The organism is Polaromonas sp. CG_23.6 (assembly GCF_029892315.1).
Taxonomy (GTDB): Bacteria; Pseudomonadota; Gammaproteobacteria; order Burkholderiales; family Burkholderiaceae_C; genus Polaromonas.
The window spans coordinates 654,268-678,748 of the sequence record NZ_JARXUY010000001.1; the positions used below are offsets into that span (position 1 = coordinate 654,268).

Here is a 24,481-nt window from a genome sequence, read left to right on the forward strand (position 1 = left end):
ACAACGGCGTGGCTGATTCGACATCAAAACAGCCAATGGCGCATGCTGGACGAGCGAAAGCAGCTATTAAAAAAAGAGCATTGGGAAACCGTTGAGGACTCAGGCAGGCATTTGCCCCGCGCACCGACACCGTTGCAACACGGCAGGCTCTGCGCGTCAGGGCGCCTTGTGGCCGGCCGCCATGGGGTCGGCCATCGTCTTGCGAAAGACCCGGACCAGCGTGTCGGAGACATAGGGTTTTTGAATCAGCTCGAAGCCGTTCGTGCCGTACTCGGCCATGGCTGCGTTGTAACCGCTGGTGAGCACCACCGGCAGGCCAGGATAGCGCTGGCGCACCAGCTCGCCAAATTCAATCCCGCTCATGCCCGGCATGAGCACGTCGGAAAACACCAGGTCAAAGCGGCTGGCGTCTTCGGTCAGCAGCACCAGCGCGGCCGCTGCGTTGGCCGCCCAGGTCGTGTGGTACGCCAGGGTATTCAGAATCCTGCACGTCATTTGCCCCAGCACTTCGTTGTCTTCCACCACCAGAACGTGCATGCCGTGTCCCTCGACCTCCGGCTTGGCAAGCGGCTCCGTTTCTGAGGAGCGCGGGCGCTCGGCGCGTGCCAGGAACAGGGTGAAAACCGAACCGCCGCCCAGCTCGCTTTTCACGTCGACTTCGCCGCCCGACTGCTTGGTAAAGCCAAATACCTGGCTCAACCCCAGGCCGGTGCCCTTGCCCACTTCCTTGGTGGTGTAGAAGGGCTCGAATATCGCTTCGAGCTTTTCCGCCGCGATGCCGCAACCCGTGTCGGCCACCGAAATGGCCACGAAATCGCCTGACCGGTGGTCGCGGCCTGGGCCTGCCGGCACATTATCGACCCGCTGCACCCGGATGCTGAACTGGCCTTTGGCGTTCATGGCGTCGCGCGCGTTGACGGCCAGGTTGACCAGCGCGGTTTCGAACTGGCTGATGTCCGCTTCGACGAAACAACTATTTTCCCCGCAGGGCTCAAGATCGATCTGCACCTGCGAGCCCATCAGGGGGCGCACCAGGTTGATCGTGCTTTGCACCTGCTGGTCCACGTCGAAAACCTCGGGATTCAGCGGTTGCCGCCGGGCGAAGGACAGCAACTGGCTGGTGAGTTTGACGGCCCGCCCGACCGTGTCGAAAATCTGGTCCAGGTAGTGGCTGCGCCGCGCCCCGGGAAGTTTGTCCAAGCGCAGCAACTCGACCGAGGCGCTGATCACCGCAAGCAGGTTGTTGAAGTCATGCGCCACCCCGCCTGTGAGCTGCCCCAGCGCTTCGAGCTTTTGCGCCTGGCGCAGTGCGCTCTCGGCGCGCAGCAGTTCGGCCGTGCGTTGCTGCACGCGCTCTTCCAGGCTGGCGTTAAGGCGCAGGACTTCTTCCTGGGCCCGCAGCCGCTCGGTGATGTCGCTGAAAAGGACCGCAACCCTTGAACTCCCCGGTCCGCCAAACCGAAAGGCATAGACATCGAACCAGCGGTCGTCCAGCCCTTTTGCCTGGTTTGAAAAGCGATTCGACTCGCCCGTCAATGCGACCTTGCCGTAAGTTTCAAACCAATGCACTTCCAGGTCCGGAAGAAATTGGCGTACCCGCTTTCCCACCGCGTCGCGCAATCCCGTCTGCCTTTCAAACGCGGGGTTGACTTCTAAAAATCGGTAGTCAATGGGCTTTCGATGGACATCGAACAGCATGTCGATGATGCAAAAGCCTTCATCAATCGAATTGAACAAGTGGTGATACCGCTCCTCGCTCGTCTGCCGCGCCGTTTCAGCACGGCGGCGGCTGGTCAGTTCCCAGCGGAGGACCATAAACATCAGCAGCAAGGCGAGACTGCCCAGGGAGCCGCCCAGCAACACGGATTGAGTCGTCCTGCGGGCGTTTTCCTGTTTTGCGGCAACCCGGCTTTCCAGAAGTTGCGCCTCCTGCGCTTGAGCCTCGACCACCAGCCTGCGAATCTGGTCCATGAGGCGCTTGCCCGACGCCATCAAAACAGCTTCGGTGGCGGCCGTAAATCCTTTTGTTTCACGCAGCGCAATGCTGTCCTTGAGTTCCGCCAGCTTGGCCGCGACCAGTGGCGCGAGGGCGGCGAGCCGCCGTTGCTGATCGGGATTGTCCGAAGTCAGGCGACGCAAGTCGGCCAGAACAGCCGGGGATGTCTGGAGACTCGCGCGGTACGGCTCCAGATAAGCGGCCTTGCCCGTGATAAGAAAGCCGCGCTGTCCGGTTTCCGCATCCTTGAGACTGGACATGAGATCGCTTAATTTCTGGATAACCACATGCGTATGCGCTTCCCACTGCGCAGTCTCGGTCATGGCATGCATGTTTCGATAAGAAAGCCAGCCGACGCCGACCAGACAGGCCAGGACGAACACGATCAGCGCGTCCACCAGCCGGCGCTTTTTATGGTCTTGTGCTGCGCCCGCACCAAGGCCGCTTGCCATGCCCGGGCGCTGTCCCAAGGCATCCCCTGCCTGCGAATCAAGAGGAGCGGTCAAACCGGCCTCCGTTAACAAAGTGATCGTTCATCAGGTGGAAAAATTTTTTCAACGCAATGGGATCGTTGGAATCCGGCGCCCTATATTGCCAGCCTTTGCCACTACAACGGCGAGTTGCCCGGCCACAACTTCGCCATATTCCAAAGACATTCAGGCAAGCTTGATTGCCCGCTAATTTGCTGCGAAATGAATAGCTGCTTGCGCAACAGACACGCGCGCTTGAGTGGTTTTTCGCATAAAGATTCCGTGCCTTGGTGCAGTGCAACCCGCTTGACGGAGATTGACAAATCTTTTTCATGATGTGGCCAGAAAGTTACCTGGCTCCAGGTGTTGCAATTTCTGTAAGCCTGCTTTGCTGCCGGAATAAAAAACGGCGTAAGACACTGTCCGGCTGCCTGCGCGTCAGGGCGCCTTGCGGCCGGCTGCCATGTGCTCGGCCATGGTCTTGCGAAAGACCCGCACCAGCGTGTCGGAAACATAGGGTTTTTGAATCAGCTCGAAGCCGTGCCTGCCGCGCTCGGCCATGACCTCGTTGTAGCCGCTGGCCAGCACCACCGGCAGGCCGGGGTAGCGCTTGCGCACCAGCTCGCCAAATTCAATGCCGCTCATGCCCGGCATGATCACGTCGGAAAACACCAGGTCAAAGCGGCTGGCGTCTTCGGTCAGCAAACCCAGCGCGGCCGTGGCATTGGCTGCCCAAGTCGTCTGGTAGTCCAGGATGTTGAGAATCTCGCAGGTCATCTGCGCCAGTATTTCGTTGTCCTCGACCACCAGCACGCTGATGCTGCGGGACTCGATGCTGTTTTCAGCAGCGGCGGCCACGGCTTCAGGGGTATCGGCATGCTCGGCGCGTGCCAGAAAAAGCGTGAACACCGAACCGCTGTCCACCTCGCTCCTGACCTTGACCTCGCCACCCGACTGCCTGGCAAAGCCAAACACCTGGCTCAGGCCCAGGCCGGTGCCCTTGCCCACTTCCTTGGTGGTGTAGAAGGGCTCGAAAATCGCCTCCAGGTTTTCGGCTGCAATGCCGCAGCCCGTGTCGGTGACTGAAATGGCGACGAAATCGCCGGGTCGCAGGTCACGGCCAGAACCTGCTGGCACGTTGTCAACCTTTTTCACCTTGATGGTGAGCTGGCCGTTGCCATTCATGGCGTCGCGCGCGTTGAGGGCCAGGTTCACCAGTGCCGTTTCAAACTGGTTGATGTCCGCCTCGGCGAAGCAGCTGTCTTCTGCGCCACACGGCTCCAGGTGAATCTGCACCTGCGCCCCCATCAGCGGGCGCACCAGATCGATCACGCCCTGCACATGCTGGTCCACATTGAACACTTCGGGGCTCAAGGGCTGTTGCCGGGCAAAGGCCAGCAGCTGGCTGGTGAGCTTGGCCGCGCGCCCGACGGTGTCGAAAATCCGGTCCAGGTACTGGCCACGCCGCTCCACCGGCAGCTTGTCACTGCGCAGCAACTCGACCGAGGAGCTGATGACCGCCAGCAGGTTGTTGAAGTCATGCGCCACGCCGCCGGTGAGCTGGCCCAGCGCTTCGAGCTTTTGCGATTGCCGCAGCGCGTGTTCGGTGCGCAGCAGTTCGGTGGTTCGCTGGTCGAGCGCCACCTGCGCCGCCTCGACTTCCTTGCGCGCCGTGTTGTCGGTGCCGATCAGCAGGTAGCCAATAATGGCTTCCTGCGCATCGCGCAGCGCCGTGACCGAGACAATCGCCGGAAAGCGGCTGCCGTCCTTGCGGATGTAGGTCAGCTCGTAGATGTCCTCGATGCCGCGCGAAGCCTTGAACACCAGCGCCTCGAACCCGGGGGTGATCGGCGTGCCGAGTTCAACGCTCAGTGCTTCAGCACGAACGATGACTTCCTGCGGGTCGGAAATGTCGGCCGGCGTGATCTGGTTCAGCACCTCGCCAGCGGAATAACCCAGCATGCGTTCGGCGCCGACGTTGAAAATCTGGATCACGCCTTTTTCATCGGTGGCGATGCTGGAGAAGTTGGCGCTGTTGAAAATCGCGTTTTGCAGCGCGCCGGCTTCCAGCAGTGCTTCTTCGGCCTGCTTGCGCGCCGTGTTGTCGGTGCCGATCAGCAGGTAGCCGATGATCAGCGCCTGGTCGTCGCGCAGCGCCGTGACCGACACCACCGCCGGAAACCGGCTGCCGTCTTTGCGGATGTAGGTCAGCTCGTAAATGTCTTCGATGCCGCGAGAAGCCTTGAACACCAGCGCTTCAAAACCCGGCGTGATCGGGGTGTCGAACTCTCCGCTCAAGGTGACGGCACGGGTCACCAGTTCCTTTGAGTCCGAAATATCGGCTGGCGTGACCTGGTTGACCACATCACCCGCCGCGTAGCCAAGCATGCGCTCGGCGCCGACGTTGAAAATCTGGATCACGCCTTTTTCGTCTGTGGCAATGCTGGAGAAGTTGGCGCTGTTGAAAATGGCGTCTTGCAGTGCGCCGGCCTTAAGCAATGTTTCTTGCTGCCGGACATCGTTGAAACTCTCAAGCGACCCTTGTTGCTCGCGAGCGCTGGGAAGATTACCGATTCGCGGCATAAATTCTTTCGTTCCAGTTATCACCATTGACAACCTGCGTGGAGAAAAGAAGGGCTCCACCGCGTCAGCGTAACACGCTGCAAATTAAGCAAGTGTTATGAAACGTTGTAATCGAAAGAGGGTAATTGGGGCGCAATGGCCGGCCATTAAAGGCCGCCCGAAAAGGGCAGCGCGCCAGCGATCAAGGCAGGTGCCGCGCCTTGCCTGGCGTTGCGCCACGGCGAAATTCGCTCAGCCCGCGCAGCAGCGCCCGGGTGAAGTCCAATGCGGCCTTATCCACCCAAGGGAGCCACACGCCCGGCGGTGAACAAAAAACCGACGACGACCGCCAGCATGAAGCCGAACAGCATCTCGTGCGCATGCCACATCCGCCCTGACAGGCAAGGCGTGCCCTGCCAGCCGGCAAACTGCAGTGCCCACAGGCCGATGGACAGGGCGGTAAACACGCTGGCCAGCAGGTAAAAAATGGGCGAAAACCGAGTTGCCACAAGGCAAACCCGGGCGGCGGCGCGGCCAGCTTGCGGACATTGACAGGGGTGGCAGACGCGCAGACGGCCATGAAAACCCGGTCAAAAAAGACAGTTCAAAAACCGGTTTAAAGATGCATTACTGATGTATCTATTTGTTCGGCAAAGATTGGCAAAGGATGATTTGGCGTGGCTGGCACGCGAAATCATCCTTTGACCGCGGAAAAATGCCTGCATTCAGCCGGCCGGTGTCGCCGCTCTGAAGGGCTTGAACCGCATGCAGTGGCAACAAAAATCACATGCTCAATGGTGGTGGCCGTGCTCGCCGTGGACATGCTGGTGCGCGATTTCCTCGTCGGATGCCAGGCGCACGTCGGTCACTTTGAGTGTGAAGCGCAGTGCCTTGCCGGCCAGCGGATGGTTGGCGTCCAGGATCACCGTGTCGCCCTTGATCTTGGCCACGTTGAAGACCTGCTTGCGGCCGTCGCTGCCCTGGCCTTCGAGTTGCCCGCCGACTTTCACGCCGGGCGGAAACTGGCTGCGCGGAATGGTGCGCACCAGGTCTTCGTCGCGCAGGCCAAAGGCGTCTTCGGCGGCAAGCGCCAGCGTCGTCTGGTAGCCGGCTTCCTGGCCGTCCAGCGCTTCCTCGATCTTCGGCAGGGTGTTGCCGTAGCCGCCGTGCAGGTAGACCATCGGCTCCTTGTTTTCCTCGATCAGCTTGCCTTGGGCGTCAGACACTTTGAAGCGCAGGGTGACGGCGGTGTTTTTTTCAATTTTCATGGACAAAAGTTCTTTGCAAAGGGGGCTGTGCCGATTGCGCAGCCAGCCCGTTTCGGGAAAATGATCTTAGCAACGATAAACACCGCTCGTGTGGCAAGCCGTGCCGCCGCGCGCATGCAGCCGGGAATCCGGACTACACCGGCAAGGCGGCAGAGGCGCCAAACTTGCAAGGCTTCGACAATCCAGACTGGTTTTTTATTTCCGAATCCACCCCATGACCACCCTGCCGACAAATCTTTGCGCTGTTGAAACCATTGAGCTGCTGTCCGGCGCCCAAAGCCCCAGGCCGTTGTTCGTGCTGCTGCACGATGCCGGCGGCACGGCGCTGGACATGCTGGAACTGGGCAACCGGCTGGGCGATGCGTTTGCCCAGGCGGCGGTTCTGATGCCCGAAGGGCTGACGCTTGCATCGACCGATGTGCCGATCAGCGCCGAAACACTGGCGCAGTCCGTTGCCGCACTGGCCGACTTTCTGCGCACGCAGCAGCAGCGTTTTAACGTACTGCAGTCCGACACGGCGCTGCTCGGCTTTGGCAACGGCGCCAGCCTGGCGCTGGCCCTGAGCAACGCGCACGATGGCCTGGTCGGCCGGGTCTTGGCCTTCGCCGGCTGCTACGCTGTCTGGCCGGAGAAGGCACCAACGCTCACCACGCTGCATTTTCTTCACGGGCAGCAAGACCTGCTGGTGCCGGTGGCACGCGTGCGCCAAGACTTTGCGCATTTGATGGAGCTGGGCGCTGATGCCACACTGGACGTGGCGCGCAGCCTGGGGCATGAACTCCATCCGGCGCTGATGGACCAGGCGGTCACGCGGCTGCAAACCTGCGTGCCACTGCGTTTCTGGAAGGCGCTGTAGCCCGATAGCCGGCTTTGCGCATATTTTTTAAGTAAAAACCACCTTTTGCGCATTGCCCACGGGCGTATGCAGCTATGAATAAAATAGCAAATGGTTGCGCCGGCCTAGGGGCACGGCTGGACCGCCTTGCCCGCCAGTTGCGGCTTGAGCGCGTCCAGCTTCTTTCGCAGGGCGGCATTGGCCGTGGGCAGCCTGAGCCACAGGCTGGGCAGTTCGGGCCGCTCCAGCACCACTTTGGCGCTGCGCAGGCCGCGCTCGTTCATCCGGGCCAGGGCTGCCTCGGCTTCAGCCCTGGAGGCAAAACTGCCCAGTGACAATCCGCGGTTCAGCATCGGGCTCAGGGGCTGCTCGAAAGGCAGTCCCAGCTGGTCGAGCATCTGGCGCTTGCGGTTGATCGCCGCCTTGCTGATGTACCTGCCCATGTAAATGATCCAGCGGACCGAATCGTCGCTGCTTTCAAACGACCAGCTGCCTTCGGGCAAGCCAGCCTTCAGGCGCGGCTGAAGCGTGCTGGCCTGCTGTTCGGTGAACACGCCCACCTGCAGGCAGGACACGCCGGCTGCAAGCGCGGCGGGTGATGGGGTCGGGGTCCGCACCGCGGCGCCGGGCGCAAGTGGTGACAGCGGCGGCGCGGCGGGCAAGATCAGCTGCATGGCTTCGGGCCGGATCTGCTGCGCCAGCCGTTCGGGTTCGGACTGCCGCGCAGGCGCCAGGCCATAGGCCGCCAGCAGGCCCTGGCCCCAGGCGAAATACAGCGCATTGGCCAGCAGCAGCGCCAGGGCCAGCGCCCTCAGCATGGTGGCGCGCCCCTTTCTGCTTGCGAGGCGACAGGCCGCACGCTGACTTCGGCGCTGCTGACTTCGACCATGCCGCCAGCGGTGTGCACGCGCAGCGCACCGTTGTCGGCCACGCCGTAGGCCGTGCCCTGCGTGCCGTCCGTCAGCTGCACGGCGCGATGGGCCAGCACGTCGCGCGCGGCAAACCGCGCCTGGAAAGGCTCGAAGCCAAACTGCGCGAAGGCCTGCACCGCCTGCACCAGCGCCGGAACGATGCGCAGCAGCGCGCCGGGCACGTCCAGATTTGAGTCAAGCGTCAGCAGGCCGCCGGGCGCCACCGGGGCCGGCCCTGCCGGCGGCACATCAGCCAGCGGCACTGGCCGGATGTTGATGCCCACGCCAATGATCAGGTAACGCAGGCCGTCCCCGCTGGCGGTCTCGACCAGAATGCCGCCCAGCTTGCGCTCACCCTCTGGCGTGGACAGCCACAGGTCGTTCGGCCATTTCAGGCCGATGCGCGGTGGGGCGCCATGGCGTGCCTGGCTGGCATCCAGCGGGTCGAGGCTTTCAGCGACGCTGACGCCGACCGCCAGCGACAGGCCCGACCAGTCCGCCGGCGCCAGGGGCAGGCCCAGTGAAAACATCAGGCTGTCGCCGCGCCGGCTTTGCCAGCTGCGCCCCAGCCGGCCCCGCCCGGCGCTTTGCTGCTCGGCCACCAGCAGCAGCGGCTCGGGCTGCGGCGGGCGGCCGGGCGCGCCCTTGAAACGGCGCATCAGCTCGCTGTTGGTCGAATCGATCTCGGGCAGCACCTCGACCGTGAAGCCGGGCAACTCGGGCGCCACGGCTTCCCAGATGGCTTCGGCAGGCCAGCGGATCGGCGGGAGGCAATGCAAGGGCGTTGTCATGGGCGGGTGGCAGTAAAAAAGGGAGAAAGAACGGTTCTGGCCAGCCGCGCAGACTCAGCCTGCGGCGCTTTTGGGCACCTTTTTCCGTGCCTTGGCTGCCAGCAGTGTGCCCCGACAGTTTTCGGCGCCGCACCAGCAGGGGTAATCGGCCAGCAGCTTGGGCGTGTACCGGGCATCGATGACCAGCCCGTAGTCGTAGAACAGCTCATCGCCAGCCGGGATGTTGCGCAGCGCCTTGATGAACACCCGTCCGCCAGTTTCGTCTGCCTCGCAGTTCGGCTGGCAGCTGTGGTTGATCCAGCGCGACGAATTGCCGCCGACCTTGGCGTCAATCACGCGGCCGTCGTCGATGTGAAAGTAAAACGTGTGGTTCGGTTGCGCCGGGTCGTGCGGGTGGCGGCGCAGCGCCTCGGGCCAGCTGATGACCTCGCCGGTGTATTCGATCAGCGTCTCGCCTTCGGCCAGGTCCTGCACGGCAAACACGCCCTTGCCATGCACGCCCGAACGTCGGGTCTGCAGGCGCCGGCGGCTGCCAGCCATCGCTTTTTCAGGGTAAGCAGAGGCTTGGTTTTTGGGCACGGCGGTTTTTTTGGTATGGTTAATTCATGTGTGTGCGTGCGCACCGGCGCGCGTACATGCGCGGGAAATCGGTATTGTAATGACGGGCCTTGGGCCTACTGACAGCCGCTTGTCCTGCGCCTGCAAGGAAATGCGCCACATCGGCGCCAGGCCGGGAACGACTCCCTGCCAATGAAAAAAGTCAACAGAAGTATTTATGAAAACACTGGTAATTGCCGAAAAACCTTCGGTTGCGCAAGACATCGTTCGCGCCCTCACGCCCACGGCGGGCAAGTTCGACAAGCACGACGAGTACTTCGAAAGCGAAGACTGGGTCATCACGTCAGCCGTCGGCCATCTGGTCGAAATCCAGGCGCCCGAAGAGTTCGACGTGAAGCGCGGCAAGTGGAGCTTTGCCAACCTTCCGGTGATTCCGCCGTACTTCGACCTCAAGCCGATGGACAAGACCAAGACGCGGCTCAACGCCATCGTCAAGCTGACCAAGCGAAAAGACGTGGGCGCGCTGGTCAATGCCTGCGACGCGGGCCGCGAGGGCGAGCTGATCTTCCGGCTGATCCAGCAGTACGCCAAAAGCAAACACCCCATCAAGCGGCTGTGGCTGCAATCGATGACGCCCGCCGCCATCCGCGACGGCTTTGCGTCACTGCGCAGCGACGCGCAGATGCTGCCGCTGGCCGACGCGGCGCGCTGCCGCTCCGAGGCCGACTGGCTGGTGGGCATCAACGGCACGCGCGCCATGACGGCCTTCAATTCACGCGATGGCGGCTTCTTCCTGACCACCGTCGGCCGGGTGCAGACGCCGACGCTGTCGGTGGTCGTTGAGCGCGAAGAAAAAATCCGCAAGTTCGTCAGTCGCGATTACTGGGAAATCCATGCCGTTTTCGGTGCCGAAGCCGGCGACTACCCCGGCAAGTGGTTTGACCCGAAATGGAAGCGCGCCACGGCCAATGCCGCCAACGGCGAAGGCGCCGAGCCTGATGCCGAACTGAAAGCCGACCGGCTCTGGACCGAACGCGAAGCCAAAGCCATTGCCGACGCCGTGCGGGGCCAGACCGCCACCGTGACCGAGGAATCCAGGCCGACCACCCAGGCCGCCGGACTGCTGTTCGATTTGACTTCCTTGCAGCGCGAAGCCAACGGCAAGTTCGGCTTTTCCGCCAAGACCACGCTGTCAATCGCGCAAAGCCTGTACGAGCGCCACAAGGCGCTGACCTACCCGCGAACCGACTCGCGCGCGCTGCCTGAGGACTATGTGCCGGTGGTCAAGCAGACCTTTGAAATGCTGGCCGCTAGCCCCATGCGCCACCTGGCGCAGCATGCCGCCACGGCCATCCAGGGCAACTACGTCAAGCCGACCAAGCGCATTTTTGACAATGCCAAGGTTAGCGACCACTTTGCCATCATCCCGACGCTGCAAGCCCCCAGCGGCCTGTCCGAGGCTGAGCAAAAGCTCTATGACCTGGTGGTGCGCCGCTTCATGGCGGTGTTTTTCCCGAGTGCCGAATTTCTGGTGACGACGCGTATTTCGCTGTCGGTCGGCCACAGCTTCAAGACCGAGGGCAAGGTGCTGGTCAAGCCGGGCTGGCTGGCCATTTATGGCAAGGAAGCCGCAGAAGAAGTGGCGGACGCCAAGGAAGGCGACAAGGGCCAGAGCCTGGTGCCGGTCAAGCCCGGCGAACGCGTCGGTGTCGAATCGGTCGATGCCAAGGGGCTGAAAACCCGCCCGCCAGCGCGTTACAGCGAAGCCACGCTGCTTGGCGCCATGGAAGGCGCGGGCAAGACCATCGACGACGAAGAACTGCGGGCGGCCATGCAGGAAAAAGGCCTGGGCACGCCCGCCACCCGCGCCGCGACGATTGAAGGCCTGATTGCCGAAAAGTACATGCTGCGTGAAGGCCGCGAGCTGATTCCCACCGCCAAAGCTTTTCAGTTGATGACCTTGCTGCGCGGCCTGGATGTGCAGGAGTTGTCCAAGGCCGCGCTGACCGGCGAATGGGAATACAAGCTGGCGCAGATGGAGCAGGGCAAGCTGAGCCGCGAGACCTTCATGGCCGAGATTGCCACCATGACCGAGCGACTGGTCGCCAAGGCCAAGGGCTACAGCCGCGACAGCATTCCCGGCGACTATGCCACCCTGCAGGCGCGCTGCCCGAACTGCGCCGGCCTGATCCGGGAAAACTACCGCCGCTATGCCTGCACTGGCGCGGACGGCCAGGGCGAAGGCTGCGGCTTCAGCTTCGGCAAGACGCCGGCCGGCCGCACGTTTGAACTGGCAGAGGTCGAGCAGTTTTTACGTGACAAGAAAATTGGCCCGCTGGAAGGGTTCCGCTCCAAGGCCGGCTGGCCGTTCACCGCCGAAATGGTCATCAAGTTCGACGAGGAAACCAAGAACTACAAGCTCGAATTCGATTTTGGCGACGACAAGAAGGAAGAAAGCGGCGAGATCATCGATTTTGGCGACCAAACCGCCTTGGGCGCGTGCCCCAAGTGCGCGGCTGCCGTGTACGAACTGGGCAAGAACTATGTCTGCGAAAAGTCGGTGCCTACGCTGAACCAGCCGAGTCCAACCTGCGACTTCAAGACGGGCCAGGTGATCCTGCAGCAGCCCATCGAGCGCGAGCAGATGGTGAAGTTGCTGACCACCGGCAAGACTGATTTGCTCGACAAGTTCGTTTCAATGCGCACGCGCCGCGCCTTCAAGGCGCACCTGGCCTGGGACAAGGAAGCCGGCAAGGTGAATTTTGAATTTGCGCCGTCCAAGTTTCCGCCCAAGCCGGGCGCCGCGGCCCGCGCCAGCAGCGGCACGGTGAAAACGCCGTTTGGCAAGACCGTGGCAGTCAAGGCGACAGGCGCGGCGGCGGCGAAAAAAACCGCCGTCAAAAAGGTCGCGGCCAAAAAAGTTGCCGTCAAGACCGACAAGCCCAAGGTTGCCCGCAAGACCACGCCGGGCGCAGGCCTCAAGCCCAGCGACGCGCTGGCCGCGGTGATCGGCACCGAGCAGGTGGCGCGCCCGCAGGTCATCAAGAAGCTTTGGGACTACATCAAGGAACAAAACCTGCAGGACCCGGCCAACAAACGCTCGATCAACGCCGACGCCAAGCTGCTGGCCGTGTTCGGCAAGCCGCAGGTGACGATGTTCGAGCTGGCCGGGATTGTCGGCAAGCATTTGAGCTGATGTGGATGCCGGCTGCCGGCCATGCATTGGCGCTCGCTTCTTTGTTAGCCGGCGCATCACAATGCCTGGCCTCCCGGGCTTGACCCGGGATCCATCCTGGCAGGGTTAACCGGACCTTGATATGGCCTGCCAGACCAGCAGGGTTTGGGCGCTGTGGATTGCGGATCAAGTCCGCAATGACAGGCAGGGGAGGGAGGGGAATGGAGAAGAAGTGCAGCAAGTACGTTGGTTGCAAGCAGTTCAGGCCATGGCGCCATGACAAAGCATCCAGCCATGGACGCTTCTGTTGCGCGCGGGCATCACAATGCCTGTCATCCCGGGCTTGACCCGGGATCCATCCTGGCAGGGTTAACCGGACCTTGATATGGCCTGCCAGACCAGCAGGGTTTGGGCGCTGTGGATTGCGGATCAAGTCCGCAATGACAGGCAGGGGAGGGGAAGTGAATGGCGGGGAATGGCGGGGAGGGGAGGCGCAGCAAACACGCCGGTGGTGGGGTTGTGAACCACCAGCCGGTTCATGACCCGGCGGCGCGGGCGGTCTTGGCGGCGGCCACGGCGCCAAGAAAGTCTTTCAATACCGCGCCGTCATCAATTGTGTCCGAGCCGGCCTGGTGGAATTCGGGATGCCACTGCAACGCGGCAATATAGCTTTTGGCCGGGTCCTTGCGGCGGATCGCCTCGACGATGCCGTCGGTCACGCTGAACGCCTCGGCCTCGAACTCGGGCGACAGGTCCTTGACGGCCTGGTGGTGGATGCTGTTGACGCGCACCCGCTCGACACCGGGGTACAGGCGTGACAGCTGCGTGCCGGGCACGATGTCCACGCTGTGAAAATTCAGGTCATACGTGTCGGCGTCGCGGTGCACAAACGAATCCGGCACCTGCATCGTGATGTCCTGGTACAGCGTTCCGCCAAACGCCACGTTGAGCAATTGCAGGCCCCGGCAGACGCCGAACACCGGCTTGCCCAGCGTTTCAAAAGCGCTGACCAGCGCCTTGTCGTACTCGTCACGCACCTTGTCGCCAGCCCAACGGTCTTCCAGCGGCGTTTCACCATAGCTGCCCGGCCAGACGTCGGCGCCGCCGTGCAACACCAGGCCGTCGAGCCACTGGGCGTAGTGCGCATAGGTCACATCGCCGCGCTGCGTGCTGCCGGTCGGGCAGGGCACCATCACGACCATCGATCCCGAGGACATGAGCCAGTGGGCAATCGACTGCTCGACATACTGCAGCGTTTTTCCCGTAAACAGCGAACGCGCGGGGTCGGCATGGGAAAAACAAGCGGAAAGACCAATTTTCAAACGGCTGGAAGCGGGCATGGTTTTTTCTTGGTTGAGAGGAGGAGGAAGGAATAGTTTTTCTGGAGTTCAGCAACGCGGCCACAGGTCCGGGTGTCGGTGCGCGCTCACAGGGCGGCGTTGAACAAGCTTTCAAAATCGGCTGCCCTGCACGGCCGGGGGTTGGTCCGGTGGCAGATGTCGGCCGTGGCAATCTCGATCAGCCGGGGCAACTGCGCCGGCTTGACGCCGTGGCCCGAGAGGGTGCCGCCCAGGCCGATGCTGCTTTTCAGCTGCCGCAGCCACGGCACCAGCGCATCGCCGCCGCCCGAAAGGCCGCAAACATGCGCAATTTCGTCAAACTTGGCGGGTGCCGCCGCATGGTTCCAGGCCAGCACGGTGTCGATCATCAGCGCATTCGCCAGGCCGTGGTGCATGTCGCACACCGCGCCCAGCGCATGCGCGCAGGAATGCACCGCGCCCAGGTCTTTCTGGAAGGCAATCGCGCCCATCATCGAGGCCATCATCATGTCGCTGCGCGCGCTCAGGTTGCCGGGCTCGCTGACCGCCAGGTGCAGCGCGCGCGCCGCCAGCCGCGTGCCTTCAAGCGCAATACCGTCGCACAGCGGATGCCAGGCGGGCGACAGATAGCTTTCGATGTTGTGCGTCAGCGCGTCCATACCGGTGGCGGCGGTGACATGCGCCGGCAGGCCGAGCGTCAGTTCGGGGTCGGCGAACACCGCCCGGGCCAGCAGCCGGGGGCTGAACACCACGCGCTTGAGGTGCGTGTCGTCTTCGCTGATGACGCTGGAGCGGCCGACTTCCGAACCGGTGCCTGCCGTGGTCGGCAGGGCGACGAAGTAAGGCAGCTCGCCTTCGATGGGCCGCACCTGTGGATGGTCCCAGGCGTAGTCCAGGATATCGCCTGCGCCGGTGGCGGCCAAACCGACGACCTTGGCGACGTCAAGCGCCGCGCCGCCGCCAAAACCGATCACGCAGTCGGCCCGGTGCGCGTTGTAGGCGGCGCTGCCGGCAATCACCTGACGCCGCGTGGGGTTGCCGAACACACCGGCAAACACCTCCACTTGCAGGCCGTCCAGGTGCGTCAGGAATTCAGCCATCACCGGCAGCGCGGCCAGCGCCCGGTCGGTGACGACCAGCGGGCGCCTGAAGCCGGCCTGCAGCAGGTGCGCCGCCACTTGGCGGCGCGCGCCAGCGCCAAAATGGATGGGCGTGGGAAAGGAAAAGGTGGTAATTCTCATGATGGGAGAAGTTGAAGAAACATGTGCTGTTTGCCAAAACTGATGCCGTCCACGCGGATGGCATCCGGCTCGACGCCAAAGGCTGAAAAACCGGCTTGGGCGTACAGCGCGCAGGCGGCACGGTTGCTGTCGGTCACCGTCAGGACGACGAGTTCCACGCCAGAATCCCGTGCGTCCTGCCGCACGGTGTTGACCAGTGCGCGGCCCAGGCCCCGGCCGGTGAATTCTCCGGCCACATACAGGCTGACCAGTGCGGCCTTGTGGCGGTTTTTAAGGCGTGTTTCGTGGCTCAGGCCGACCATGCCGGCTAAAGCGCCCTGGACAAAGGCACCCCAGATTTTTTCGGTCATCGGCGTGCCCAGCCGCGACTGCGTGTAGGCCATCGGGCGCAGGTTTTCTTCTTCAAAACTGGAGGTGAAGGCGTCGGGGTGTTCACGCAGGCCGCGCAGGCGAAAGGCCCGGTATTCTGGCGCATCCGCCATCTGCAGTCGCCGTATGGCTTTGTTCATGTTCAATTTTTTGGCCTGCCTAGATGATTTCGAAATAGCGTTTTAATTCCCAGTCGGTCACCGCATCGAGCCACTGCCGCCATTCCCATTCGCGCGTGGCGGCGAAGTGGTCGACAAACCCGTCGCCCAGCCAGTCCCGGGCTATATCAGACTGCTGAAAGATTCGCGTGGTTTCGATCAGGGTGCGCGGCGCGCGCGCGATGTTGTCAGCGCCGGCGTTGCTGCCGCTGATCGGCGGTGCGGTGAGCGTCAAGCCTTTTTCCACACCGTCGAGCCCGGCGGCAACCACTGCTGCCATGGCCAGGTAGGGGTTCACGTCGGAGCCCGGGCAGCGGGTTTCCAGCCGCGTCGCCTTCGGGCTGCCGGCAATCACCCGGAAGCTGGCGGTGCGGTTGTCGATGCCCCAGGTCGGCTTGACCGGCGCCCAGAAACCGTCGACCAGCCGCTTGTAGCTGTTGATGGTCGGCCAGAGCATCGGGCCGAAGTCCATCATGCAGGCGACCTGGCCGGCAACATAGCTTTCAAACAGCGGGCTCATCTTGCGCGGGTTGCCGGCGTCGTAAAACAGGTTGTGTTGGCCGTCCGACAGGCTCTGGTGGATGTGGCCGCTGCAGCCGGGCAGCTTGGCGTGCGGCTTGGCCATGAAGCTGGGCATGATGCCAAAGCGCATGCCGATTTCCTTGGCCCCGGTCTTGAACAGCACCGCCCGGTCGGCCTGCGCCAGCGCCTCGCTGAAGCCCAGGGCCGCTTCGAGCACGCCGGGGCCGGTTTCCGTGTGCAGGCTTTCGATCGGGATGCCGAAGGCCGGCATCTCGTCCATCAGTGCTTTGAAATACTCGCGGTTGCGCATCATGCGCAGCAGCGAATAGCCAAACATGCCGGGCGTCAGCGGCTCGGGGTTCACACCCTGCTTGGCGGCCCAGCTTTGCGGCGTTTCCAGAAAATTGAACCACTCGAATTCCATGCCGGCCATGACGCTGAAACCCATTTTCTCGGCCCGTTTCAACACCCGCTTGAGCGTCTGGCGCGGGCAGAGCGCGTGCGCCGAGCCATCGGCGTTGACGAATTCGCCGAGGAAAAACGCAATGCCGTCGTCCCATGGCACCCGGCGGAAGGTGTCCAGGTCAAGCCGCGTCAGTGCATCGGGAAAGCCGTGCTGCCCGCCGGTGACAGCGGCGTTGTCGTAGCAGCTGTCCGTCATGTCCCAGCCCAGCACTACGTCGCAAAAGCCGAAACCGCCGTCCGGATAGGCCTCGGCCACGCTGAAGAACTTGTCCTTGTGCAGCAGCTTGCCGCGCAGCACGCCGTCGATGTCGCTGACCCCCACCTTGACCTTGCTCGCGCCCGACGCCTTGACCGCTTCCACGGCGGGATGAAGCCTGTTGTCCGATGCGGGTGTCGCCATGCTGAACTCCTTGCGGTGGGTCCGGTGGGCCGCCTGTCCGGCCCGGGTTATGCCAAGCTTGAAGTTTGCGCCTGCCAGCGCCCAGTGGGTATAGGACTAACACCCGATGTAACGCGGCTGCTGCGTTCGCTCTGAAGGATGCCGCGCTTGGTCAAGGTGCCTGAAGGCGTACCCGCCAGTCTGTGTAACCAGAATATGCCGACCCTGTTATTTTGCTATATAAAAAATAGCTGTATATGCATGCTGGACTTGCGCAAGAACCTGTTTTAGTATATTTTTGGTATTTGCCTGGCTTGACTCAAGCCGTGCCGATAAACCGCAGCGTGATGCGGGTACCGGGCGAGTCCGGATGACCCGGCAGGTCGGCGTCTTCGACCGTGATCGACGCGCCATGCTGCTGCGCGATTTCCTGCACGATGGCCAGGCCCAGGCCCGAGCCGTCCACATTCGTTCCCAGCGCCCGGTAGAAGGGCTGGAACACCAGTTCGCGCTCTGACTCCGGAATGCCCGGCCCCGAGTCCTCGACGATCAGCACCAGGATGCCGCTGAAGCGGTCAACCATCAGCCGCACGGTGACATGGCCGCCCACCGGCGTGTAGTTGATGGCGTTGTCGACCAGATTGCGCACCAGCTCGCCCAGCAAAGTCGCATTGCCTTGCAGATGGGTGGAATTCTCGCCGGCATCGGGGCCGTCATAGCCCAGGTCGATGCGCTTGTCCAGTGCGCGCGGCACCGAGTCGGCCATGACGCTTGAAACGATTTTCACCAGGTCCACGCGCTGCTTGGCCAGCGCCCGGCCGGTGGTTTCGGCGCGTGCCAGCGACAGCAGCTGGTTGACGGTGTGCGTGGCCCGGATGCTGGCCTGGCCGATTTGCCGCAAAGAACTTTTCAACTGCTCTGCATCGGTTTCGCGCTGCGCCAGGTCGGCTTGCATGCGCAGGCCGGCCAGCGGCGTCTTGAGCTGGTGCGCAGCATCGGCCAGGAATCGCCGCTGGGTCGACAGCGATGCCTTCAGCCGGCTCAGCAGGTCGTTGACCGAATCGACCAGCGGCACGACTTCTTCCGGTACGCCGGTCTCGTCGAGCGGGCTCATGTCGTCGGGTTTGCGGGCACGAATGCGCTTTTCGAGTTGCGCCAGCGGCTTGATGCCGCGCACCAGTGCCAGCCACACCAGCAGCACCGCCAGCGGCAACGTGACGAACTGCGGCACCATCGTGCCCTTGACGATTTCGGTGGCCAGCGTCTTGCGCTTTTCCAGCGTTTCAGCCACCTGCACCAGCACCGGCAAGCTGGCTGGCACGGCGCTTTTCAGGTCCACCTTGATCCAGGTGTAGGCAACGCGAACGTCCTCGCCCAGGATGATGTCCTCGCGCAGCCGCACTTCGCCATCGCCGGGTTTTTCTTCGTCCGGCGGCGCGGGCATGGCGCGCTCGCCGCCCAGGAATTCACCGTGCGGGCCCATCACCTGGTAGTAGATCAGGTCGGTGTCGTCCGCCCGCAGAATTTCGCGCGCCGGTGCGGTCAGGTTGAACTGGACCTGGTTGTTCTTGACCACAAGCAGCTTGGCCAGCGCCTGCACGTTGTATTCGAGCGCCCGGTCGAAGGGTTTGCCGGCAATGTTCTGCGCCACCAGCCAGGTCAGCACCAGGCTGATCGGCCAGAGCAGCAGCAGCGGCGTGAGCATCCAGTCCAGAATCTCGCCGAACAGGCTGCGTCGCTCGCGTTGAAAAAGCCTCATGAAGGCCCCCACGGTCGCTCACTGCGTGTAGCTCCCTGCCCCCCGAGGGGGCCGCCCGCCTGCAGTCCGGCAAAGCCGGTCCTGCGGCTTGAGCTGGCGAAGGCGGGCTCCGACCGTTCGCTGATCGGCGAATTGCAAGCCGGGGCCGCGGAACCGGCTTTGCCGGGCCGCAGGCGCAGCGGCCCCCCCGGGGGGCAGCGAACCACACGCAGTGGGGAGCGTGGGGGCTCCATCTCTAGCTTGGAATCTTCTCTAAGCAGTAGCCCAGCCCGCGCACGGTGGCGATGCGCACCGGGCCTTTTTCAATCTTTTTGCGCAGCCGGTGAATGTAGACCTCGATGGCGTTGTTGCTGACTTCCTCGCCCCATTCGCACAGGCGTTCAACCAGCTGGTCCTTGCTGACCAGGCGGCCGACGCGCTGCAGCAGCACTTCGAGCAGGCCCAGTTCGCGCGCTGACAGCTCGATCATCTGGCCGTCGAAAGTCGCCACCCGGCCGGCCTGGTCATAGACCAGCGGGCCATGCTTGATGGTGCTGCTGGCGCCGCCCATGCCGCGCCGCACCAGCGCGCGCACCCGCGCTTCAAGCTCCTGCAGCGAAAACGGCTTGGCCATGTAGTCGTCGGCGCCGTAGTCCAGTCCCTTGACGCGCTCCTCGACGCTGTCGGCCGCCGTCAGGATCAGCACCGGCAGCGTGGAGCCGCGCGCGCGCAGGCGCTTGAGCACCTCCAGGCCATGCATTTTCGGCAGGCCGAGGTCCAGGATCAGCAGGTCGAATTCGGTGTTGGTCATCAGCGCAGCATCGGCTTCCGTGCCGCTGGCCACATGGTCTGCCGCAGCGCCGGACGCACGCAGGGTGCGCAGCAAGCCATCGGCCAGAACCTGGTCGTCTTCGGCAATCAAGATACGCATGGACTTGTCTCCCTGAAATCAGCCGCATCAAGACGTGCGGAGTGATGGTTTTTTCTCCGTTCAATTTTAGGCTCCAAGGTGGGTAACCATTTGCCATGCTGCTGACAAGATTGTCAGGAGGCCACGCAATGTTGCCGGGTCCTTTCAGGGCACGGCATACGCTTCAAGCCCCAGCGCTACCACCGTCGCCACATCGGCACCCACCGCACGCCGGAATTCATCTTCGGCCTGCACCACGGCGCAGCGAAAAGCCTCCAGCCAGGCCAGGCCGGATTCGGTGAACACCACGCGCCGGGCGCGCCGGTCGTACGGGTCGGCTTCGCGCCGGACGATGCCCCAGGCTTCGCACTGGTCCACCAGCTCGCCCATGGCCTGCTTGCTCATGCCGGCACTGAGCGCCAGGTCGGTCAGGCGCGAGCCGCCCACGGCCAGATGCCGGGTGATGTGAATGTGCGCCGCCCCCACCTGGTCGCGCGCTGCCAGGTTGGACAGCGCCAGCGGCACGTCGATGCTGCCGGCCATCAGCGCCAGCACCCGCGCGTCAAAACGGCGCAACGCCTCGCCCATCAGGCGGCCCAGGTGCGTCAGCCGCCAGGTGGTGTCGTAGCCTGCATGGGCGCTTGGGAGGGTTGTTTCATCCATCCGGCCATGCTAACTGAAACAGCAAAATTTAATCAGGCAAACTGACTAAAAATGGGGTTTACTTTGACCTATGTTGCCCATAAAGTACTGTTCATGCACCCAGTACTGCATCAAGTGGCAGTCTGAAATTCTTGGTGAAAAGTGCGTGCAAAAACTTTTTACCGTATTGATTTTTAAGGAAATTCCTCATGGACGCACCGAACAAGAACGCTCCCGGCCTGAACACCGAAAAAGCCAAGGCGCTGGCCGCCGCGCTGGCCCAGATTGAAAAGCAATTTGGCAAAGGCACCATCATGAAGCTGGGCGCCGGCGAGGTGATTGAAGACATTCAGGTGGTGTCCACCGGCTCGCTGGGACTGGACATTGCGCTCGGCGTCGGCGGCTTGCCGCGCGGCCGGGTGGTTGAAATCTACGGCCCCGAGTCGTCGGGCAAAACCACGCTGACGCTGCAGGTCATTGCCGAGATGCAGAAAATCGGCGGCACCTGCGCCTTCGTCGATGCCGAGCATGCACTGGACATCCAGTACGCGCAAAAGTTGGGCGTCAACCTGCAGGAACTGCTGATCTCGCAGCCAGACACCGGTGAGCAGGCGCTTGAAATCGTCGATTCGCTGACGCGCTCCGGCGCGGTTGACCTGATCGTCATCGACTCGGTGGCGGCGCTCACCCCCAAGGCCGAACTCGAAGGCGAGATGGGCGACTCACTGCCGGGCCTGCAAGCCCGTTTGATGAGCCAGGCGCTGCGCAAGCTGACCGCCACCATCAAGAAGGCCAATTGCATGGTGATTTTCATCAACCAGATCCGCATGAAGATCGGTGTGATGTTCGGCTCGCCGGAAACCACGACCGGCGGCAATGCGCTGAAATTCTATGCGTCGGTGCGGCTGGACATTCGCCGCATCGGCTCGATCAAGAAGGGCGACGAGGTCATCGGCAACGAAACCCGCGTCAAGGTGGTGAAGAACAAGGTGGCTTCGCCATTCAAGATGGCCGAGTTCGATATTTTGTACGGCGAAGGCATCAGCCGGCTGGGCGAGGTACTGGACCTGGGCGTGGCCGGCCACATCGTTGAAAAAGCCGGTGCCTGGTACGCCTACAAGGGCGAGAAAATCGGCCAGGGCCGCGACAACTCGCGCGAATTCCTGAAGGAAAACCCGGCGCTGGCCATCGAGATCGAGAACAAGGTCCGCGAATCGCTGGGCATTCCGCCAGTGCAGGCGGCGCAAGGCGGCGCCGAGCCTGAAAAAGCCACCAAGCCCGAGAAAGCCGACAAGGCAGAAAAGCCTTTGAAAGCGATAGCCGACAAAGCACCGCTGGCGCCTTTGCCACCGGCCGCACCGATCGAGTCTTGAGCTGGTTTTGTATGCAAAACAAGGCGTTTGCGCAATCCCCATATGCATATGCAGCTATTGAAAATATAGCTGCAAGGTATTGTGCATTGCCTGCTTGCCTGGCAGCCACCGCATGAGCTCAGCCAAACCCGCCGCCCGTGCGGGCTTTGGCCTGTCGCTCAAAGGCCGCGCCCTGCGTTACCTGGCAGGCCGCGAGCATTCGCGCGCCGAGCTGGAGCGCAAGCTCAAAGACCACGAGGAAACGCCCGGCCAGCTGGCGCAGGTGCTGGATGAATTGCAGGCCAAGGATTTCATCAGCGAGGCGCGGGTTGTTGAATCGGTCATCAACCGCCGCGCCAGCCGCTTTGGCGCTTCACGCATCAAGTACGAACTGCTGAACAAGGGGCTGGGCGCCGAGGCGGTGGCCGAGGCAGTGAGCCGCCTCAAGGCCAGCGAACTGGAGCGCGCTCGCGAGATCTGGCGCAAGAAGTTTGACGGCCCCGCGCCGGACGCGGCCGGACGCGCCAAGCAGATGCGCTTTCTGGCCGCCCGGGGCTTTGGCGGCGACGTGATTCACCGCGTCGTGACGCACGCGGACGAGGACTAGCTCGCGTAGGCCGAATTAGCGCAGCGTAATCCGACATCCCCGCCAAGCGGCGTCACGCCTGGCCTGGTGCGGGCGGAATCAGCACGAACTTGCCGACATGGGTTTTGTCCAGAAACGCGCGCTGCGCCTGCGCGATCTGCGCCAGCGCAAAGCTTTGCGCCACCAGCGGCCGCAGTTCGCCGCGCTCGATGTAGGCCACCAGGTTGGCAAACACCGGCTCGTCCCAGGCGGTACAGCCCAGCAGCGTGAGGTTCTTCAGGTACAGCGTGCGCAGGTCCAGCGTCACCAGCGGGCCGGCAATCGCGCCCGACGAGACATAGCGGCCGCCCGGCTTGAGCAGCTTGAGCATGTCGCCAAATGCCGGCCCGGCGACGTTGTCCACCACCAGGTCCACGGTGTTTTCGCCCAGGCAGGCCACCAGGTCGTCATCGCGCGCCACCACGCGGTCGGCGCCCAGCGACTTCACGTGGCCCATTTTGGATTTCCCCGCGATGGCCGTGACGATGGCGCCGCGCCGCTTGGCCAGCTGCACCACGGCTGAGCCGACGCCGCCCGACGCGCCCGCCACCACGACCTGCTCGCCGGCGCGCAAATTGGCCCGGTGCAGCATGTTTTCGGCGGTGCCGTAGGCGCACGGGATGGTGGCCAGTTCGGCATCGCTCCAGTCGCTGTTAACTGCAAACACCTCGCTGGCGGGCACCTTGACGAACTGCGCGAAGGCGCCGTCAAAGTCCGAGCCCATCCAGAGGTTGTCCAGAGCGTCGAAGCCCGAAGGCCGGATGCTGGGCCGCACCAGCACGCGCTGCCCGATCAGGCGCGCGTCGCCACCCGGCGCCACGGCCACCACGCGGCCGCAGCAGTCGGTGCCCTGGATAAAGGGAAACGGCGTGGGCTGGCCCCAGCCGCCGTCGGGTGTCGGGCTGGCCGCGTTGGCATCCCTTGCCGTTGCCGCGTCTTGCGTGGCGGTGGTGACGGTGGCCGAGTACCAGCCCAGGCGGGTATTGATGTCGGTGTTGTTGACGCTGGAAGCCAGCACCTGCAGCAAGACCTCGCATGGGCCCGGAACGGGAACCGGGACGTCCCGGTACACCAGCTGCTCGTAGCCGCCATGGCCGGTCGTGACCACGGCCTTCATCGTGACCAGGCCTTCTGTCAGGTCAAAGCGCTTGGGGTCTTGAGGCTTCATGACTGCCAAGGGTCAAAGCCCCAGCATCAATTGCAGGTTTTGCACTGCCGCGCCCGAGGCGCCCTTGCCCAGGTTGTCCAGCCGCGCCACCAGCACCGCATGGTGGTGGGCGTCGTTGCCGAACACGCGCAACTCCATCTTGTTGCTGTCTTTCAGCGCCACGGCGTCCAGCTTGCCCGACTCGGGTGCGGCTTCCACTGTCACCCATTGGCTGCCGGTGTAATGCTTGGCCAGCACCTCGTGGACTTGCGCGGCGCTCGGCTGACCGGGCAGCAGGTCCAGGTGGAGCGGCAACTGCACCAGCATGCCCTGGATGAAGTTGCCGACCGACGGAATGAACACCGGCCGGCGGCGCATGCCGGTGTATTTCATGATCTCGGGCAGGTGCTTATGCTCCAGGCTCAGGCCGTACAGCTCGAAAGCGGGCGCGGTGCCTGCTTCGTAGGCTTCGATCATCTGGCGGCCACCGCCCGAATAGCCGCTGATCGACGGCAGGCTCAAGGGAAAGTCGGCTGGCATCAAGCCTGCATCGACCAGCGGCCGAATCAGTGCAATGGCGCCGGTGGCGTAACAACCGGGATTGGCCACACGGTCGGCGGCCATGATGGCTTCGCGCTGGCCTACCATCAGTTCGGGAAAACCAAATACCCAGTCCGGCGCCGTGCGGTGCGCGGTCGAGGCGTCGATGATCTTGGGTTTTTTGCCCGGCAGTGAGTCGATCATGGCGACCGACTCACGTGCTGCGTCGTCATGCAGGCACAAAATGACCAGGTCCACCTGCGCCATCAGGTCGCGCTTGGCGGTCGGGTCCTTGCGCAACTCGGGCGCAATGCTGACCAGTTCGATCTGCGGCATGGCCTGCAGACGTTCACGAATCTGCAGGCCGGTGGTGCCGGCTTCGCCGTCGATGAAAATTTTGGGCATAAATACTTTCAGCTAAAACCACTGTTTCACAGGGCCAATATTTCGGGTTCGGTTTTTCGCACTTGTCTGTGTAAGAACCAGATAAGTTTGGTGCATCGCAGCA

Annotated in this window: 20 protein-coding genes; 4 read left to right on the forward strand and 16 right to left on the reverse strand. The window is 63.1% G+C overall.

What is annotated here, in order from left to right; genetic code table 11:
• Positions 1–156: 156 nt before the first annotated feature.
• From H4V98_RS03160 to H4V98_RS03175, 4 genes are all read right to left on the reverse strand, one after another.
• A complete protein-coding gene (locus tag H4V98_RS03160) occupies positions 157–2,502 on the reverse strand; it encodes a CHASE3 domain-containing protein (protein WP_196862464.1) in 2,346 nt (781 codons plus the stop codon).
• Positions 2,503–2,904: 402 nt separating this feature from the next.
• Complete coding sequence (locus H4V98_RS03165; RefSeq protein WP_280757268.1) at positions 2,905–5,049, reverse strand: PAS domain S-box protein; 2,145 nt, start codon at positions 5,047–5,049, stop codon at positions 2,905–2,907.
• 272 nt (positions 5,050–5,321) lie between these two features.
• Entirely contained in the window at positions 5,322–5,537 is a 216-nt protein-coding gene (locus H4V98_RS03170; RefSeq protein WP_280757269.1) for an NnrS family protein, read from the reverse strand.
• A 282-nt stretch (positions 5,538–5,819) separates the two neighbouring features.
• Positions 5,820–6,296, reverse strand: a complete 477-nt coding sequence (locus H4V98_RS03175; RefSeq protein WP_196864542.1) for a peptidylprolyl isomerase — start codon at positions 6,294–6,296, stop codon at positions 5,820–5,822.
• 214 nt (positions 6,297–6,510) lie between these two features.
• Between H4V98_RS03175 and ypfH the strand changes: the two genes are divergently transcribed.
• Positions 6,511–7,152 (forward strand): esterase, encoded by a 642-nt coding sequence (gene ypfH, locus H4V98_RS03180; RefSeq protein ID WP_196864541.1) that lies wholly within the window; start codon positions 6,511–6,513, stop codon positions 7,150–7,152.
• Between the two features lie 104 nt (positions 7,153–7,256).
• On the opposite strand, the gene H4V98_RS03185 is transcribed toward ypfH, so the two are convergent.
• From H4V98_RS03185 to H4V98_RS03195, 3 genes are read right to left on the reverse strand one after another with little or no spacing between them, the layout of a single operon-like run.
• Complete coding sequence (locus H4V98_RS03185; protein ID WP_196864540.1) at positions 7,257–7,949, reverse strand: SPOR domain-containing protein; 693 nt, start codon at positions 7,947–7,949, stop codon at positions 7,257–7,259.
• Positions 7,943–8,833: a biotin--[acetyl-CoA-carboxylase] ligase gene (locus tag H4V98_RS03190; protein ID WP_196864539.1), complete on the reverse strand. Its 891-nt coding sequence runs from the start codon at positions 8,831–8,833 to the stop codon at positions 7,943–7,945. Before H4V98_RS03190 ends, H4V98_RS03185 begins: the two co-directional genes overlap by 7 nt.
• Before the next feature lie 54 nt (positions 8,834–8,887).
• Positions 8,888–9,373: an SET domain-containing protein-lysine N-methyltransferase gene (locus H4V98_RS03195; protein WP_196864548.1), complete on the reverse strand. Its 486-nt coding sequence runs from the start codon at positions 9,371–9,373 to the stop codon at positions 8,888–8,890.
• Between the two features lie 235 nt (positions 9,374–9,608).
• On the opposite strand from H4V98_RS03195, the gene H4V98_RS03200 reads away from it, so the two are divergent.
• Positions 9,609–12,587 carry a DNA topoisomerase III gene (locus H4V98_RS03200; RefSeq protein ID WP_196864538.1) on the forward strand — a complete coding sequence of 993 codons (2,979 nt, stop codon included), beginning with the start codon at positions 9,609–9,611 and terminating at the stop codon, positions 12,585–12,587.
• Between the two features lie 515 nt (positions 12,588–13,102).
• Here the strand turns inward: H4V98_RS03200 and H4V98_RS03205 are convergent.
• From H4V98_RS03205 to H4V98_RS03235, 7 genes are all read right to left on the reverse strand, one after another.
• Complete coding sequence (locus H4V98_RS03205) at positions 13,103–13,906, reverse strand: type 1 glutamine amidotransferase (protein WP_196864537.1); 804 nt, start codon at positions 13,904–13,906, stop codon at positions 13,103–13,105.
• Positions 13,907–13,992: 86 nt separating this feature from the next.
• A complete protein-coding gene (locus H4V98_RS03210; protein WP_196864536.1) occupies positions 13,993–15,126 on the reverse strand; it encodes an iron-containing alcohol dehydrogenase in 1,134 nt (377 codons plus the stop codon).
• Positions 15,123–15,635, reverse strand: coding sequence for a GNAT family N-acetyltransferase (locus tag H4V98_RS03215; protein WP_196864535.1), 513 nt, complete (start codon positions 15,633–15,635; stop codon positions 15,123–15,125). The genes H4V98_RS03210 and H4V98_RS03215 overlap by 4 nt, the downstream gene beginning before the upstream one ends.
• A 19-nt stretch (positions 15,636–15,654) precedes the next feature.
• A complete protein-coding gene (locus H4V98_RS03220; RefSeq protein ID WP_196864534.1) occupies positions 15,655–17,040 on the reverse strand; it encodes a glutamine synthetase family protein in 1,386 nt (461 codons plus the stop codon).
• Positions 17,041–17,338: 298 nt separating this feature from the next.
• Positions 17,339–18,778: a sensor histidine kinase gene (locus H4V98_RS03225; RefSeq protein WP_196864533.1), complete on the reverse strand. Its 1,440-nt coding sequence runs from the start codon at positions 18,776–18,778 to the stop codon at positions 17,339–17,341.
• Positions 18,779–19,013: 235 nt separating this feature from the next.
• The gene (locus H4V98_RS03230) at positions 19,014–19,688 is read right to left on the reverse strand and encodes a response regulator transcription factor (protein ID WP_196864532.1); all 675 of its coding nucleotides are present in this window, start codon (positions 19,686–19,688) and stop codon (positions 19,014–19,016) included.
• 144 nt (positions 19,689–19,832) lie between these two features.
• The gene (locus tag H4V98_RS03235; RefSeq protein ID WP_196864531.1) at positions 19,833–20,330 is read right to left on the reverse strand and encodes a MarR family transcriptional regulator; all 498 of its coding nucleotides are present in this window, start codon (positions 20,328–20,330) and stop codon (positions 19,833–19,835) included.
• A 188-nt stretch (positions 20,331–20,518) separates the two neighbouring features.
• Between H4V98_RS03235 and recA the strand changes: the two genes are divergently transcribed.
• Positions 20,519–21,682, forward strand: a complete 1,164-nt coding sequence (gene recA, locus H4V98_RS03240) for a recombinase RecA (protein ID WP_196864530.1) — start codon at positions 20,519–20,521, stop codon at positions 21,680–21,682.
• 112 nt (positions 21,683–21,794) lie between these two features.
• Complete coding sequence (gene recX, locus H4V98_RS03245; RefSeq protein WP_196864529.1) at positions 21,795–22,268, forward strand: recombination regulator RecX; 474 nt, start codon at positions 21,795–21,797, stop codon at positions 22,266–22,268.
• A gap of 52 nt (positions 22,269–22,320) precedes the next feature.
• Here recX and H4V98_RS03250 read toward each other — a convergent pair whose 3' ends face one another.
• Entirely contained in the window at positions 22,321–23,454 is a 1,134-nt protein-coding gene (locus H4V98_RS03250) for an alcohol dehydrogenase family protein (RefSeq protein WP_280757271.1), read from the reverse strand.
• Positions 23,455–23,466: 12 nt separating this feature from the next.
• Positions 23,467–24,378, reverse strand: a complete 912-nt coding sequence (gene argC, locus H4V98_RS03255) for an N-acetyl-gamma-glutamyl-phosphate reductase (protein ID WP_196864528.1) — start codon at positions 24,376–24,378, stop codon at positions 23,467–23,469.
• Positions 24,379–24,481: the final 103 nt, after the last annotated feature.